This is a genomic window from Aeromonas sp. FDAARGOS 1406 (assembly GCF_019048565.1).
Lineage (GTDB): Bacteria > Pseudomonadota > Gammaproteobacteria > Enterobacterales > Aeromonadaceae > Aeromonas > Aeromonas caviae.
The window spans coordinates 645,750-661,634 of record NZ_CP077378.1 but is presented as its reverse complement, the minus strand read 5'-3'; the positions used below and the strand labels follow the sequence as shown (position 1 = coordinate 661,634).

Genomic DNA, 15,885 nt, shown 5'->3' with positions numbered 1-15,885 from the left:
GACCATAACAATGATCATTTTGAAGGCGCTAAAAATCGGGCTTGTTGCGCTGCTGCTGGGAGTGCTGGCCGGGTGTCAGAGTGCGCCCCAGGGGCTCACGGCGGAGCAGATCGCCACCCTCAGGGAGCAGGGATTTCAGCTGACCGATGAGGGCTGGACCCTGGATATCTCCAACAAGGTGCTGTTTGCCAACAATGTCGGGGCCCTCACTCCCCAGACCCGCCTGGTGGTGGAGCGTCTTGGCAAGACCCTCATCGGCGTCGGTCTGAACCGGGCCAGGGTGGACGGCCACACCGACTCCAACGGGGAGGCGAGCTACAACGAGCAGCTCTCGCTCAAACGGGCCCGCTCCGTGGCCGATGTCCTGATGTCGGTGGGCATGCCACCTGCGAACCTGGACATCCGCGGCCGGGGTGAAGCGGCGCCCATCGCCGACAACGGCACCGCCGCCGGACGAGCGGAGAATCGCCGGGTCGCCATCGTCATCGACAACGGCTGAGCCATTTTGTCCCTGCGTCGGCATGACGAGGCTGTCTCTGATGTCCGACTGCGTGTGTGATACCACTCTCCTGCCGGGGAGTGGCTCTCTTCCTCCTCCAGCATTGTCCTTCCCTTTCTTCTATTCATCCCGCTGTTTCCGCACCCGCTTCGACGGCGTTGAACCTCCTCCGCTCCTGAGAATCCTGGCTGAGCACCCAGGTCCAGAACTTGATCCAGCACAAGGGTGGCTTTGTTGATATTGGTTATCATTTGCATTATTTGCAGATGGTAGCCACAGTGATGACCCCCCTGTTTACCCCGACCATGACGGGTCTTGCGACCCCGGATCCCCTCGCATTCGCCTTCACCGCCAAGACCTCAGCCCACGCCAGCCGCGGCGGTGCCGGGCCCCTGATGCTCGACGAGGCGGGCTGGCAGGCTTGGTGGCAGCAACCGAGCCAGGCCGAGGCGCGGGCGCTCTACATCCACGTCCCGTTTGCCGCAAGCGCTGCAGCTTCTGCAACTTCTTCGAAAATGGCGCCAATCCGGCGCGCATGAGCCGCTATATGGCGGCCCTCTGCGAGCAGCTGACCAGGGCGGCCAAGACCCCCTTGGTGCAGAGCCAGTCCTTCTCCGCCGTCTATGTGGGCGGGGGCACGCCCACCGACATGGCGGCGGGCGATCTGGCTCTGCTGGCCAATGCCATTGGTCGCTTCCCCCTGACTTCGGATGTGGAGCTGACCCTGGAGGGGCGCCTCAACGGTTTCGATGACGCCAAGTGGGAGACCGCGCTGGCGGGGGGCTTCAACCGCTTCTCGTTCGGGGTGCAGAGCTTTGATACTCGCGTGCGCCAGCAGGCGGCCCGCTTCGACGACAGGGAGACCCTGTTGGCCCGGCTAGGGGCGTTGACCCGCCACGACGAGGCCGTCATCGCGGCGGATCTCATCTTCGGTCTGCCCGGCCAGGACGACTTCGTGTGGCGCCAGGACGTTGCGGACGTGATGGCGAGCGGCGTGCACGGGGTGGATCTCTACCAGCTCATCGCCATGGCGGGCACCAACCTGGCCCGCGCCGGGGAGAAGGGGACATTGGGCTGGGCCGCCGATGGCCCGCAGCGGGCTGCCATGTATGCCCAGGGCGCCCAAACGCTGGAGGCGGGAGGCTGGCAGCGCCTCTCCTGCAGCCACTGGCGGCGCACCCCCGCCGAGCGCAGCCGTTACAACCAGATGGCGAAGTGCGGCGCCGAGATCCTTCCCTTCGGGGCGGGGGCGGGGGGCAACATTCACGGCCACGGCCTGATGCAGGGGCGGGATCTGGCCGCCTGGCACGAGGCGCTGGCCGAAGGGCGACGCCCCCCAGGCATGGTGATGGGGCAGACCCCCGATGTGCGCATCGACGGTCTGCTGCGGGGAGGCCTGGACGCGGGCTGGCTGGATCTGACGTGCCTGCCTGCGCCGCTGCGGGCCCATTTGCTGCCGCTGTTCGAGCGCTGGCAGGCGCACGGACTGGCCGAGCTCGGTCAGGAGCGCCTTGAGCTCACCCTGGCGGGACGCTTCTGGAACGTCAATCTGCAGGCCGGGCTGTTTGAATACGTGCAACGCAACCCGCTGGCGGGGGAGCAGGGGGGCGCCGGGTCATCCGGCAACCGGGCGGCGGTACACCCCACCTTGGTGTAGAGGGTGGGAGAGGGAGGTGAAGTGCAGTGCAGCGGGGGCGCCATGAGTGCCCCCGCTGGGTTAGGGGTTGTGCACCTCTTCCACGCGCACCCGCAGCTGGCCCTCGGCCAGGGTGGTGACCAGGGGCTGGCCGACGTTCACCTGAGCGGCGCGGCTGATCACCTCGCCGGTCGGGGTGCGTACGATGGCGTAGCCGCGTCCCAGGGTGGCCAGCGGGCTGACCCCGTCGAGGCGTGCGCTCAGCATGGCGAGGCGGTGTCCGGCCACATCCTGGCGCCGGGCAATCAGGGCATGGAGCCGCTCCTCCGCGAGCTGGTGGCGGCGCTTGCCGGCGGCCAGCAGCTTCTCGGGGCTTTTGGCCTGCAGGCGCAGCTCAAGATTGGCCAGGCGTCGCTCCCCCTGATGCAGGCGGCTTGCCAGCAGTTGCTGCAGGCGGGCGGACAGCTCGTCGAGGCGCTGGGACTGCTGCTCCAGCCGGCGCTTGGGATCCTGGTGGTCGAGCCGCTTTTGCAGCAGGGCGAAGCCGTGGCGGGCGGCGGTCTGGTGGCGGTTCATGGCCTGGGTGAGCCGCTGGCGCAGGTGCACGAGGCGCTGGGCGCGGGCACTCCTGTCCGGCGCCACCAGCTCGGCGGCGGCGGAGGGGGTGGGGGCGCGCAAGTCAGCGGCAAAGTCGCTGATGGTGACGTCAACCTCGTGACCCACGGCGCTCACCACGGGGATGGCGGAGCCGTGGATGGCACGGGCCACCGCCTCCTCGTTGAAGCACCAGAGATCCTCCAGTGACCCGCCGCCGCGCCCGACGATGAGCACATCCACCTCGGCGCGCCGGTTGGCAAGCATGATCGCCGAGACGATCTGGGCGGTGGCGGCGCTGCCCTGCACCAGGGTCGGGTAGATGAAGACGGGCAAGTCCGGGGCGCGGCGGCGCAAGACGGTCAGCATGTCGTGCAGGGCGGCGCCGGTGGCCGAGGTGACCAGACCCACGGCGCGGGGCTCGCGGGGCAGGGGGCGCTTGGCCCCCTCGTCGAACAGCCCCTCGGCCCCGAGGCGGCGCTTGAGCTCCTCGAAGCGCAGGGCCAGCATGCCGTCCCCGGCGGGTTGCATCGACTCGATGATGAGCTGATAGTCGCCCCGGGGCTCATAGAGGGAGACCCGGGCCTGCACCAGCACCTGCATGCCGTCCTGGGGGCGGAACGGCACCCGGCGGTTGTTGCCCTTGAACATGGCGCAGCGCACCTGGGCCGACATGTCCTTCAAGGAGAAGTACCAGTGGCCCGAGCTTGGCATCGCGAGGTTGGAGAGCTCCCCGGTCAGCCACACCAGCCCCAGATCCTGCTCCAGGATCATGCGCACGGCGCTGTTGAGGCGGGTGACGGTAAAGATCTGCTGCTTGTTCTGGCTGGATTGGTTGAGCTGATTCAAGGCTGGCCCTGCTGTGGTGTCCGCCGGGGCGGGAGAAACGATGGGGGCCATCTTACCCCAGTTGTGCCCATCTGCCGAGCCATGGGGCCCGACAGATGAGGCTTTGCCCTACTCCTGCGCCCTGGCCGGCTTGGCGTGGCTGGTCACCAGCCAGACCGCGAGGCAGACCACGGCGCCGCCGAGCACGAAGCCGCCGGTGAGGGTTTCGCCAAGCACCAGATAGCCCCAGAGGATGCCGAACGGCGGGATGAGGAAGGTGACCGTGAGGGAGCGCAGGGGCCCGATGTCGGCGATCAGCCTGAAATAGAGCAGATAGGCGAAGGCGGTGCAGAGGAGCCCGACCGCCAGCACGCTGGCCCAGACCCCAGGCTGGGCCCAGTCGACGGCGGGCCCGCTCGTCAGGCTGTAGCCGAAGAAGGGGAGCAGGAAGAGGACGGCCCCGATCTGGCTGCCGAAGGCCACCAGCTTCGCGTCCAGTCCGCCCCGCTCGGTGATCCAGCGCCTCGTCAGGAAGCCAGCGCAGCCGTAGCAGGCGGTGGCGATGAGGCAGGCCAGCACCCCGATGGCGAGCTGACCGCTCAGGTCGACCTCCCCCGTGGTGGTGATGAGCCCGATGCCCACCAGCCCCAGCATGACCCCGGCCCACTTGCGCAAGGTCAGCTCCTCGTGAAAGAAGGAGAAGCCAATGAGGGCCCCCATCAGCGGCGTGGTGGCGTTGAGGATGGCCGAGTAGCCGGCGGGCAGCCAGAGGGCCGCCACGGCGTACATCAGGAAGGGCACGCCGGAGTTGATGATGCCGAGCACCATGATGGCTTTCAGCTTGCCGTGAAACTGCATGGGGGTGCGCAGCAGCAGGAGCATGGCGGCGAGCCCGACGAGGGCGAAGAAGACCCGCAGGAAGGTGGTGTTGATGGAGCCGAACGCCGGCGCCGCGATGCGCATGAACAGGAAGCTGGCGCCCCAGATGGCGGCCAGCGCCAGCAGCCTCCCATAATCCGATGGTCTCATCGTCTCTCCTTGAATGAGCCGCCCGGTGCCCGGGATGGCAAGGGCGGCCCTGCATCATGGCGGCAAGAGCCCCCAATGGCAACGGCGCCGTGCAGAGCGCTGATCCTACCCCCCGATACGGCCGTCACGGGGAGCGCCTCTCTATCCTGGGAAGTTCGACCCCATGCCCAGAAATGAAAGCGCTATCAATCACATACAGCTTATTTCCTGGTCTATGGCGGTCACATTTCGCACCTTATGGCCACGAATCGACCACGGCGACTTCTAGACTGGTCGGGCTCATCTGAAGGCGGGACGTCGCGGATGGGGGAATGCCGGGGCACACCGGCATCACACACAACACAATGAAAAACAAAGGACTATCAATGGCTAGATGGATACTCGTGGCCGGAATGTTGGGGACCATGATCACGCCGCCCGGGATGGCGGCGGAGTGGTTCTTCCGGGGCACCGCAAATGGATGGGCGGCGACCGCCATGGCGTCGACCGACGGCGTCAATTTTGAAACCTGCCAGCGCTTCGTGAGCGGCGACGCCAGTGGCGGGCCGCGCTTCAAGATAGACAGGTACGGCAACTGGCAGCAGAGCTACCCGGCGGCCGACTACGGGGTCAATGCCAACACGGCGTACCAGATCCGCATCAACGCCACGACCCAGGCGGTGAGCACGACGGCGGTCGCCAGTTGCGAGGCCTCGGGGTTTGCAAGCACTCTGCCGCAGCTCAATGTGCGCGGCACCTTCAACGGCTGGGCCAGCCTCCCCATGACCCTGATAGGGGATCACCTGTGGCAGGCCGAGGCCTACATGGATGGCAAGGCGAGCCAGCGCCTGAAGTTTGATCAGGCCGGCGACTGGGCCATCAACTTCGGGGACAGCAACGGCGACGGCGACATCTTCTGGAACGGCACCGGCACGGTGCGCATCCAGGTCAATGACCAGACCCTGGCCTACAGCATCGTGCCGCTTGGGGATGACAACCAGCCGCCGCTTGCGGTCATCACCCCGGGGGGCACGGTGAACGTGGCCCAGGGTGCGGCGCTCACCCTGAGCGGCAGTGACTCCACGGATCCCGACGGTCAGATAGCGAGCTATCTGTGGAGCAGCGGCGAGACCACGGAGAGCATGGTCGTCAACACGGCACAGACGGGCACCTTCACCTATGGCCTCACGGTCACCGACGATCAGGGGGCCAAGGGCAGCAGCAGCGTGAGCGTGGTGGTGGCCGCCGGACAGAGCGGCGACAGCTGGTACTTCCGCGGTACCCCCAATAACTGGGGTCTCACCCCCATGACAACCGAGGATGGCACCACCTTCTGCACCGAGCAGGCGTTTGGCAGCAGCAACCCCCGCTTCAAGATTGACCACAAGGGGGACTGGACCGAGGCCTATCCTGCCCAGGATTACCTGGTCAGCGCCAACACCCGCTATCGCATCTGCTTTGACAGCCAGCGCAAGGTCGTTGAACTCGAGACCCTGGCGGGGGCAGATGTGCAGGCCCCCACGGTGACCGCTACCCCGGCGCCGGGGAGTTATGTGGACAGCCAGTCCATCACCCTGGGAGTGAGCGACGATCAGGACGCCGCCCCCGCCGTGCATTTCACCACGGACGGCAGCCAGCCCACCACGGCGTCGGCCTGTTATGCAGGCCAGCCCCTGGTGGCGAACGACAAGGGGAGCGGCACGGACCTGGTGATCCGCACCCTCGCGGTGGACGAGAGCGGCAACCAGCGGGAGCAGCGCTTCGAGTACCGTATCGGCGAGCAGGGGGTGGCGAGCGGCGATTTTCGCGCCGAGAGCATCTACTTCCTGCTGACGGCCCGCTTCTATGACGGCGATGCCGGCAACAACTACCATAACCGGGATCGCTACAAGGCGGGGGATCCCCAGTGGCGTGGCGACTTCAAGGGTTTGATCGCCAAGCTCGACTACATCAAGGATCTCGGCTTCACCGCCATCTGGGTGACGCCGCCGGTGGAGAACCGCTCCGGCCTCGACTACCACGGCTACCATCTTAAATGCGAAAGGGGACTCCCTCCGACGTAGGTGGGAGGGGAATTTCGCCGGGGCGTCAGCCCCGCTGGTTTTGAATGTATTGCTTGATCACCTCTAACGGCGCACCGCCGCAAGAGCCCGCAAAGTAAGAGCGTGACCAGAGTACGGGTTTGCTGTAAGCACCCCTCAAGTCCAGAAATTCATTACGCAGTCGCCTTGATGTGACCGCCTTTAACGAGTTCACCAGCACCGATAGCTGCACTGTTGGGCCGTACTCTATCAGCATGTGAACATGATCAGCCTCTCCGTCACACTCTTTCAGTTCCGCACCAAAATCTCTGCAAACCTCTGCCGCACACTGACCGAATGAAGCGTGATGCAGATCCCCCAATATCGGCTTTCGATACTTGGTGATAAACACCAAATGTACGTGAAAAACGTAGTTCGCATGGCGTGATTTATTAATTTTAGTGAATTGCATTCTGTCACTCAATCGGGCTTAATAGATATGGCAATAATGCTACACACTGAGCGCTAAATGCAAATTCTGAAAGCCTACAAGTTCCGACTCGAACCGACCGCCCAACAAGCGCAACGCCTGCGCCAGTTGGGCGGTTGTGCTCGTTATGTCTGGAATCACGGGCTGGCAGAGACAAAGCGCATTCTGGATGCTGGCGAAAAACTACCTTCTGCCTTTGAGCTGAACCGGATGCTCACCAGTTGGAAGAAAGACCCAGAAATGGCCTTTCTGACCGAGGCATATACCGACAACCTCCAGCAGAAACTCAAAGACTTGCACGGCGCGTGGATGCGCTGCTTTGATAAAAAACTCGCCGCCAAGGCTCCCGTTTTCAAGAAGAAAAGCGACAACCGCGACTCGATCCGCTTCGTCAACTTTGACAAGTATTGCCGCCTTGAAAAAGGTCGCGTGAAGCTGCCTGCCGGGCTGGCGTGGGTCAAGTTTCGCCAGTCCCAGCCAGTTGAAGGAAAAATTAAAAACGCGACCGTCAGCCAAGCAGCCGGGGATTGGTATATCTCCTTTCAGGTCGAGCAGGAGACGTCCGAGCCAATTCACCCCTCCGGCTCAATGGTCGGGCTGGATGCGGGGATTGCCAAGCTCGCAACCCTGTCAGATGGCACGGTGTTTGAGCCCGTCAACAGCTTCAAAACCAATCAGACCAAGCTGGCAAGGCTCCAACGCCAGTTGAGCAAAAAGGTAAAGTTCAGCAGCAACTGGAAGAAACAAAAAGCCAAGATCCAGCGGCTGCACTCACATATCGCCAACACCCGCCGCGATTACCTTCACAAGGTCACAACGACTATCAGCAAAAACCACGCGATGATCGTCATTGAGGATTTGAAGGTTGCCAGCATGTCAAAATCAGCAGCGGGCACGACCAGTCAGCCGGGGCGCAACGTCCGGGCAAAATCAGGGCTGAATCGTTCGATATTAGATCAGGGCTGGTTTGAGCTGCGCCGCCAGCTCGAATACAAGCAGGCATGGCGAGGTGGTCAGGTGTTGGCGATAAACCCGGCCTACACCAGCCAGCAGTGCGCCTGTTGTGGGCATACTGCGAAGGATAACCGCCAGACGCAAAGCCAGTTTAAATGCGCTGCGTGTGGTTATGAGGCGAACGCCGATGTGAACGGCGCTCGCAATATTTTAGCGGCGGGACACGCCGTTTTAGCCTGTGGAGGCGCGGTGCAATCAGGCCGCCCGATGAAGCAGGAACCCGGTACTGCGCGAGCAGCTATCACCCAGTAATGGGGATCCCCCTCCTGTGACGCGAAGCGCTAAGGTGGGGGAGGATGTCAAGCCTACGACTTCTACCGGGTCGATCCCCGTCTGGAGTCGCCGGGGGCGGGTTACCGGGAGTTCATCCAGGCGGCCCACGCCAAGGGGCTCAAGGTGATCCAGGACGTGGTGCTCAACCACTCGAGCCAGTACGGCCTGCGCGGCAAGACCTGGATCGATCGCCTGCCCGTCAAATACTACGTACCGGCGGGGTCGAGCCAGGGACTCATCAACAATGGTCCCTATCAGGGCAATCTTGGGGACTACGCCAGTGCCAACCGCTGTGACGACGACAACCCGGCGGCTCCCGACTGGTACAAGGCCCGCTGCCAGTCGGATCCGGCGGGCACCCAGCCCCTGGTAGATCCCAAGACCGGCGCCACCGTGCCGAGCGCAGGCTACAACCCCAACCGCTTCTTCGGCATCGACGCCCAGACCCTGGATCCCGCCTGGTATCACCTGGACGGTTTCATGTCCGGCGGTGACTGGGAGAGCCCGCTTGCCCTGCAGCGCAAGCACATGGCGGGGGACTGCATCGACTTGGCCACCGGCAACCAGAACGTCAAGGACTACCTCAACGGCGCCATTCGTCAGTACCTCGACATGGGGGTCGATGCCATCCGTATCGATACCTTGAAGCACATCGAGCGGGACGAACTGCTGACCTATGTCCACGACTGGCAGGCCCACAAGCCGGGGCTGTTCGTCTTTGGCGAAAACCTGGTCAAGGGCACCGGATGGGGCTCTGAGCTGGCCAACGACAATGCCTCGGCGGTGATCCGCCCCTGGTGGTATACCCGCACCACGGCCAACCCGGCCAATCCCCGTGCAGGGGGCGATTCCGGCCTCTCGGTGCTGGACTTCTCACTGTTCTCCACCTTCCGTGACAACGTCGCCCGGGGGAACTTTGGCGGGGTAGGGGGGATCTTCGCCATGGACTGGGTCTATGGGGATGCCACCAAGCTCATCACCTTCTTCCAGAACCACGACGTGGGGCCGGACAACGACTTCAAGTACCGCTACGGCGGGGAAGAGGGCAATGCGGCCATGACCTACAACCTGCTCTGGACGGCGCGGGGGATCCCGACCCTCTACTACGGGGAGGAGGTGATGTTCCAGGCGGGCAAGCCCCAGGACATCGACGGGGCCACCATGACGGTGGATCAGACCGGTCGTGCCTACTACGGGGAGGTGCTGGACAACCCCGCCACCCCGAGCCACCCGCTCTATCAGCACATCAAGCGCCTGAACCAGATCCGCAAGGCGGTGCCCGCCCTGCAAAAGGCGCCCATGAGCCAGGTGAACGAGTGGGGGAGCGGCATCAGCTTCGTGCGTGATCTGAGCGCCCAAGGGAGCTACGCCGCCGTGGGCCTTGCGGCCAACTCGGCCCAGCAGATAAACCTGAGTGGCCTGAAGAACGGCACCTACACGGACGCGGTAACCGGTGCGAGCCAGAGCGTCAGCAACGGCAGCCTGAGCTTTGCGGTGCCCGCCTATTCGGCGCGGGTCTGGGTACTGAACGGCCCGGGCAAGGTCGGTGCTGACGGCAAATACCTCAAGTAAGGAAGCCCTGTCACAGGGAGCAGCGAGTCGGCCTTCGGGCCGACTTTTTTATTCTGCCTTCTGCCTATGCCTGAATGGATGCCCCATCCTGATGGGACTCTGGCTGGGGGGGCTGGTGGATGGGCAGGCCTGTGGACTCGCGACCAGCACGCTCATGGGAAGGGGGCTAGAGGGAAGGGAAGTAGTGCATCCGCCGCTCGAGTCACTTCATGCTCTGCATATTGCAGTGCTCGTGGCAGTGAGCAAAGCGGTGCCCATGTCGCCTTTGCGCCGCGGTGCAAGGCAAACTGTGCCACTCGGTTGATCTATATTGGTGCAATTGCACTTTATTGGTGCGCTCCATCCACATCCGCCCCTGGAGCCCGCCCCGAAGAAACACGCCGTATGGCCCTCGGGCTTACCCCATGACAGGCATCATCCATGCTGAAAAGCGGCATCGTATCGACATGATCTGCCGAAAAAACGGGCTGTGAAGGGGATACCACGAGGCCTTTCTCGGTGACTCGGGTAAACATGCTGCGCCACTGTGATGGCCGATCACTGAAGTGGTGCATTCGATCTGCACATTGCGCATTTATCAGAATTTAAATCCGATTATTTATGGTATCGCGGACTCTTGTTTTGATTGGCGCTCTTTTTGCTGTGCCTTGTCATCCCCACGATGGCGACATAAGGGGGCGGGGGACGCAAGATTGGGGGGTGGGGACGGCAAGGTGAACGGGCCGCCGCCATCAGCCCCAACGCGGCCTGGTTGTCGGGCAACGGATGCCACCATCACATCGGATCTAAGGAGTCATATGGAAGGTGAAATGACCATGCAGCCAGCGGCTGCGGGCAGGGGGCTGGCCCATACCCTCAAGGACGATGTCTACGGCATGGTGCTCGGGGTCATGTTTATCGCCGTGGGGCTCAATCTGCTCAAGTGTTCCGGCATGATCACCGGTGGCATCGCGGGCATCGCCCTGCTGATCGCCCATGTCAGCACCCTGCCCATCGGCGTGCTCTTCTTCCTGGTGAACCTGCCCTTCATGGTGTTCTGCTACGTCACCATGGGGCGCGCCTTCACCCTCAAGACGCTGATCGTCAACGTCGCCCTCTCGGCGGCCACCCAGGCGGTGCCGCTGCTGCTAACGGTGAGCTATGTCCATCCCCTGTTTGCCGCCCTGGTGGGGGGAACCTTCCTCGGCATGGGGGTCTTGTCTCTGGCGCGCCACAATGCCTCCGTGGGGGGCACCGGCGTGGTGACGCTCTGGCTGCAACGGCGCACCGGCATCAATGCGGGAAAGAGCCAGATGGTGCTGGATGTGCTGGTGTTTGCGCTCTCTCTGCTCACCCTGCCGCTTCCCCTGCTGCTCTGGTCAACCCTGAGTGCGCTGGCCATGAACGCCATGCTGATGAACTGGCACAAGCCGGGCCGCTATCAGGGGAACTGACCGCCGGTCTGGCTGACGGCTGTGAGTGGAAAAAAGGTCGTTCCGGGAGACTGGCGGCAGAAAGGGGCTCAACGGCAAAAAAGATCATCTTGTCGGGAAAAACGGCATGGTTACGGCTGAATTTATTGGTTTTTTGCCCTGTTGGTGGCGTTAAATCGGGCTACGCCATAAAAAATTCAAAAAACTTCTTTACCACTGCCCAATGCATGAGTAAAATTTGTCGGCAATATTTTACACCCCCACTCCTCAACGGTGAGATATTGCCATGCTCAGGATTGCCAAAGAAGCGCTGACCTTCGACGATGTACTGTTGGTTCCAGCCCACTCCACTGTTCTCCCCAATACCGCCGACCTGCGTACCAAGCTCACGTCTGCGATCACGCTGAATATCCCGATGATCTCCGCTGCCATGGACACAGTGACCGAAGCCCGTCTGGCTATCGCACTGGCCCAGGAAGGCGGTATCGGCTTCATTCACAAGAACATGTCCATCGAGCAGCAGGCTGCCGAAGTGCGCAAGGTCAAGAAGTACGAGAGCGGCGTGGTCAGCGACCCCGTTACCGTGCGCCCTGACATGACCATCGCCCAGATCAAGGAGCTGAGTCACAAGAACGGTTTCGCCGGTTACCCCGTGGTGACTGACGGCAACCAGCTGGTGGGCATCATCACCGGCCGTGACGTGCGCTTCGTCATCGATCTCTCCCAGACCGTCGAACAGATCATGACCCAGAAAGATCGTCTGGTGACCGTGCGTGAAGGGGCCCCTCGTGAAGAGGTGGTGGCTCTGATGCAAAAGCATCGCATCGAGAAGGTGCTGGTGGTCAACGGCGACTTCAAGCTCAAGGGCATGATCACCGTGAAGGACTTCCAGAAAGCCGAGCGCAAGCCCAACGCCTGTAAAGACGAGCGTGGCCGTCTGCGGGTCGGTGCCGCCGTCGGTGCCGGTGCCGGCAACGAAGAGCGCGTCGCCGCCCTGGTGGAAGCCGGTGTGGACGTGCTGCTGATTGACTCCTCCCACGGCCACTCCCAGGGCGTGCTGGATCGCATCAAGGCGACCCGTGAAGCCTATCCTGACCTGCAAATCATCGGCGGCAACGTCGCCACCGCCGCTGGCGCCAAGGCGCTGGTGGAAGCGGGTGTCAACGCCGTCAAGGTCGGTATCGGCCCGGGCTCCATCTGTACTACCCGTATCGTGACCGGCGTGGGCGTGCCCCAGATCACCGCCATCTCCGACGCCGTCGACGCCCTGGAAGGCACCGGCGTGCCGGTGATTGCCGATGGCGGCATCCGCTTCTCCGGTGACGTGGCCAAGGCCATCGCCGCGGGCGCAAGCTGCGTCATGGTGGGCTCCATGTTTGCCGGTACCGAAGAAGCGCCGGGCGAGATCGAGCTCTATCAGGGCCGCTCCTTCAAGTCCTACCGCGGCATGGGCTCCCTGGGTGCCATGTCCAAGGGCTCCAGCGACCGTTACTTCCAGACCGACAACGCCGCCGACAAGCTGGTGCCGGAAGGGATCGAAGGGCGCGTGCCGTACAAGGGCCGCCTCAAAGAGATCATCCACCAGCAGATGGGCGGCCTGCGCTCCTCCATGGGTCTGACCGGCAGCGCGACCATCGACGACATGCGCACCAAGGCCGAGTTCGTGCGCATCTCGGGCGCCGGGATGAAAGAGTCCCATGTTCACGACGTGACCATTACCAAAGAAGCCCCCAACTACCGGATGGGCTGATGAAACGGGGCTCTGCGCCCCGTTTTTCCACCTTTTTTTTATCCCGTGCTTTTTGTGACAACATCAGCCTGATGCAGGAATAAAATGACTAAAGACATTCACGCCCACCGTATCCTTATCCTGGATTTCGGTTCCCAGTACACCCAGCTCATCGCCCGTCGCGTCCGTGAGATCGGCGTCTACTGCGAGCTGTGGGCCTGGGACGTAACTGAAGAGCAGATCCGCGAGTTCAACCCGAGCGGCATCATCCTCTCCGGCGGCCCGGAATCCGTGACCGAGGCAGGCAGCCCGCGCGCCCCCGAGTACGTGTTCAACGCCGGTGTGCCGGTGTTCGGCATCTGCTACGGCATGCAGACCATGTCCGAGCAGCTCGGCGGCAAGGTGCAGTCCTCCAACCTGCGTGAATTCGGCTACGCCCAGGTCGAAGTGCTGGGCCAGTCCGGCAAGACCAGCGCCCTCTTGCGCAACATCGAAGACGCCATTGCCGACAACGGCAATGCCCTGCTGGATGTCTGGATGAGCCACGGCGACAAGGTCACCGAGATCCCCGCCGGCTTCACCACCATCGCCCAGACCGCGACCTGCCCCCACGCCGCCATGGCCGACGAAGCCAAGCGCTTCTACGGCGTGCAGTTCCACCCGGAAGTGACCCACACCCGTCAGGGTGCCCGCATGCTGGAGCACTTCGTCAAGGACATCTGCGGCTGCGAGTGCCTCTGGACCCCGGCCACCATCATCGATGACGCCGTCGCCCGCATTCGCGAGCAGGTGGGTGACGACGAGGTGATCCTGGGCCTCTCCGGCGGCGTGGACTCCTCCGTGGTCGCCATGCTGGTGCACCGCGCCATCGGCGATCGCCTCACCTGCGTCTTCGTCGACAACGGCCTGCTGCGCCTGAACGAAGGCCAGCAGGTGATGGACATGTTCGGCGATCACTTCGGCCTGAACATCATCAAGGTCGACGCCGAAGAGCGCTTCCTCTCCGCCCTCGCGGGCATCGACGAGCCGGAAGCCAAGCGCAAGACCATCGGCCGCGTCTTCGTGGACGTGTTCGACGACGAGTCCAAGAAGCTCAAGAACGCCAAGTGGCTGGCCCAGGGCACCATCTACCCGGACGTCATCGAATCCGCTGCCAGCAAGACCGGCAAGGCCCACGTCATCAAGTCCCACCACAACGTCGGCGGCCTGCCGGAAGAGATGAAGATGGGTCTGGTGGAGCCGCTGCGCGAGCTGTTCAAAGACGAAGTGCGCCGTGTCGGCCTCGAACTCGGCCTGCCCTACGACATGCTCTACCGTCACCCCTTCCCGGGTCCGGGTCTGGGCGTGCGCGTGCTTGGCGAAGTGAAGAAAGAGTACTGCGACCTGCTGCGCAAGGCTGACGCCATCTTCATCGAAGAGCTGCGCAAGGCCGACCTCTACAACCAGGTCAGCCAGGCGTTCGCCGTCTTCCTGCCGGTGCGCTCCGTCGGTGTCATGGGCGATGGCCGCAAGTACGACTGGGTCATTGCGCTGCGTGCCGTCGAGACCATCGACTTCATGACAGCCCACTGGGCTCACCTGCCGTACGACTTCCTCGGCCACGTGTCGAACCGCATCATCAACGAGATCAATGGCATCTCCCGCGTGGTGTACGACGTCTCCGGCAAGCCGCCCGCAACCATTGAGTGGGAATAAAAGGCGTGGGAATAAGCGGCTAACGCCTCTCTCCCAGCGGTAACGCAAAACTGTCAAAAAGGCGCCCTTGAGGCGCCTTTTCTTTTTCTAATCGTTTGCGAGAAAATTTGACCTCGGGCGCAGGGGGTGAGGGCCCTGTTGCCAACGTTGTCGTGCTGAGTGCCCGGGTCGATCGGCAGAACCTCATCTATCGCATCCACACACGGCGGCAGGTTGTGGTTTCTCCGGGCAGAGGAAAGGCTTTGCTGCATAGCCTCTGAAGGCCATCCACGAGTGTTATGCCCAGAAAGTTAAGTGCCACTGTGTCCAGCATCAAAAGATGGGAAGGGAGCACTCCTTCAAAATCCCCCCAAGTGATAGCAGGCGTACCAGTTACCGTTTCAAATGCAAAACCATGGTGCCGCTGCCCAACCCGATCCACGGGGAAGCCGTGGTGCAGATCTTCCAATCCCTGGATGGTTCGGCCCATATCACCGCCATCACCCCGATCTGATTTGGCTACGGGGCAAAGCGGGGAGGGGTCATAGCCTCCAACCAGTTGGCTCCAACACCCAACAATAAGAATCTATGGTCACCCCCTTTTTTGCAACCTTGATTTCGGGTGTTGTGGTTGGCTTGCTTAAGGAAAGTGCGAACAAGTATCCCACGAACAAAAAATGAAAATTTTAGTCATTTAATATCAATGGGTTACCATTAAATGCTCTCGTGCCATATGACTTATTCGCACCTTCCCAAAGACACGGACTTGTTCTTGTCACTGCTCCAAACACTAAAGCGGACTTATCGGCGCGCCAAGAGCATCACGCTGATCCTGGATAACTACATCATCCACAAGAGCAAAAAAGCACAGCGATGGCTGGCAAAAAATCCGAAGTTCATCGTGCTTTTTCAGCCGGTGTATTCGCCATGGGTGAACCAGATTGAGCGGCTGTGGCATGCCCTCCATGAAACGATCACCCGGAACCACCAATGCCGCACATTGGGTGAGTTATTACGTCGCGTGTTCTACTTCCTGGATCATGCCGCCCCGTTCCCCGGTAATGGACATGGGCTTATGCAACTGGAGCGAAATTAGGATCAGCTATTTAGTGGGATAACGCTTTTTTAGGGGTTA

Annotated in this window: 10 protein-coding genes and 2 pseudogenes; 9 read left to right on the top strand and 3 right to left on the bottom strand. The window is 62.4% G+C overall.

The window, feature by feature from the left end; all coding sequences use genetic code 11:
• Window positions 1-10 precede the first annotated feature (10 nt).
• Both I6L36_RS03025 and hutW read left to right on the top strand, forming a co-directional pair.
• Window positions 11-499: an OmpA family protein gene (locus tag I6L36_RS03025; RefSeq protein ID WP_043760992.1), complete on the top strand. Its 489-nt coding sequence runs from the start codon at window positions 11-13 to the stop codon at window positions 497-499.
• Between the two features lie 281 nt (window positions 500-780).
• A pseudogene (gene hutW / locus I6L36_RS03020) lies at window positions 781-2,156 on the top strand (heme anaerobic degradation radical SAM methyltransferase ChuW/HutW).
• A 60-nt stretch (window positions 2,157-2,216) separates the two neighbouring features.
• Here the strand turns inward: hutW and xseA are convergent.
• On the bottom strand, window positions 2,217-3,578 hold the full coding sequence (xseA, locus tag I6L36_RS03015) for an exodeoxyribonuclease VII large subunit (RefSeq protein ID WP_052815262.1): 1,362 nt from the start codon (window positions 3,576-3,578) through the stop codon (window positions 2,217-2,219).
• A gap of 108 nt (window positions 3,579-3,686) precedes the next feature.
• A complete protein-coding gene (locus I6L36_RS03010; protein WP_052815263.1) occupies window positions 3,687-4,586 on the bottom strand; it encodes a DMT family transporter in 900 nt (299 codons plus the stop codon).
• Between the two features lie 365 nt (window positions 4,587-4,951).
• On the opposite strand from I6L36_RS03010, the gene I6L36_RS03005 reads away from it, so the two are divergent.
• Window positions 4,952-6,628: an alpha-amylase family glycosyl hydrolase gene (locus I6L36_RS03005; RefSeq protein ID WP_227263636.1), complete on the top strand. Its 1,677-nt coding sequence runs from the start codon at window positions 4,952-4,954 to the stop codon at window positions 6,626-6,628.
• Window positions 6,629-6,653: 25 nt separating this feature from the next.
• On the opposite strand, the gene tnpA is transcribed toward I6L36_RS03005, so the two are convergent.
• On the bottom strand, window positions 6,654-7,058 hold the full coding sequence (tnpA, locus tag I6L36_RS03000) for an IS200/IS605 family transposase (RefSeq protein ID WP_216986959.1): 405 nt from the start codon (window positions 7,056-7,058) through the stop codon (window positions 6,654-6,656).
• A 57-nt stretch (window positions 7,059-7,115) separates the two neighbouring features.
• Here tnpA and I6L36_RS02995 point away from each other — a divergent pair, with 57 nt between their 5' ends.
• The 6 genes and pseudogenes from I6L36_RS02995 to I6L36_RS02970 all read left to right on the top strand — a co-directional run.
• Window positions 7,116-8,342: an RNA-guided endonuclease TnpB family protein gene (locus tag I6L36_RS02995; protein ID WP_104452886.1), complete on the top strand. Its 1,227-nt coding sequence runs from the start codon at window positions 7,116-7,118 to the stop codon at window positions 8,340-8,342.
• A gap of 144 nt (window positions 8,343-8,486) precedes the next feature.
• Window positions 8,487-9,935 (top strand): alpha-amylase family glycosyl hydrolase, encoded by a 1,449-nt coding sequence (locus tag I6L36_RS02990; protein WP_232048251.1) that lies wholly within the window; start codon window positions 8,487-8,489, stop codon window positions 9,933-9,935.
• Window positions 9,936-10,732: 797 nt separating this feature from the next.
• Window positions 10,733-11,368, top strand: coding sequence for a YitT family protein (locus I6L36_RS02985; RefSeq protein WP_010674548.1), 636 nt, complete (start codon window positions 10,733-10,735; stop codon window positions 11,366-11,368).
• A gap of 265 nt (window positions 11,369-11,633) precedes the next feature.
• Window positions 11,634-13,097 (top strand): IMP dehydrogenase, encoded by a 1,464-nt coding sequence (gene guaB / locus I6L36_RS02980; RefSeq protein ID WP_010674549.1) that lies wholly within the window; start codon window positions 11,634-11,636, stop codon window positions 13,095-13,097.
• 84 nt (window positions 13,098-13,181) lie between these two features.
• Window positions 13,182-14,771: a glutamine-hydrolyzing GMP synthase gene (gene guaA, locus I6L36_RS02975; RefSeq protein ID WP_042863789.1), complete on the top strand. Its 1,590-nt coding sequence runs from the start codon at window positions 13,182-13,184 to the stop codon at window positions 14,769-14,771.
• Between the two features lie 733 nt (window positions 14,772-15,504).
• A pseudogene (locus I6L36_RS02970) lies at window positions 15,505-15,846 on the top strand (transposase); the annotation flags it as partial.
• Window positions 15,847-15,885: the final 39 nt, after the last annotated feature.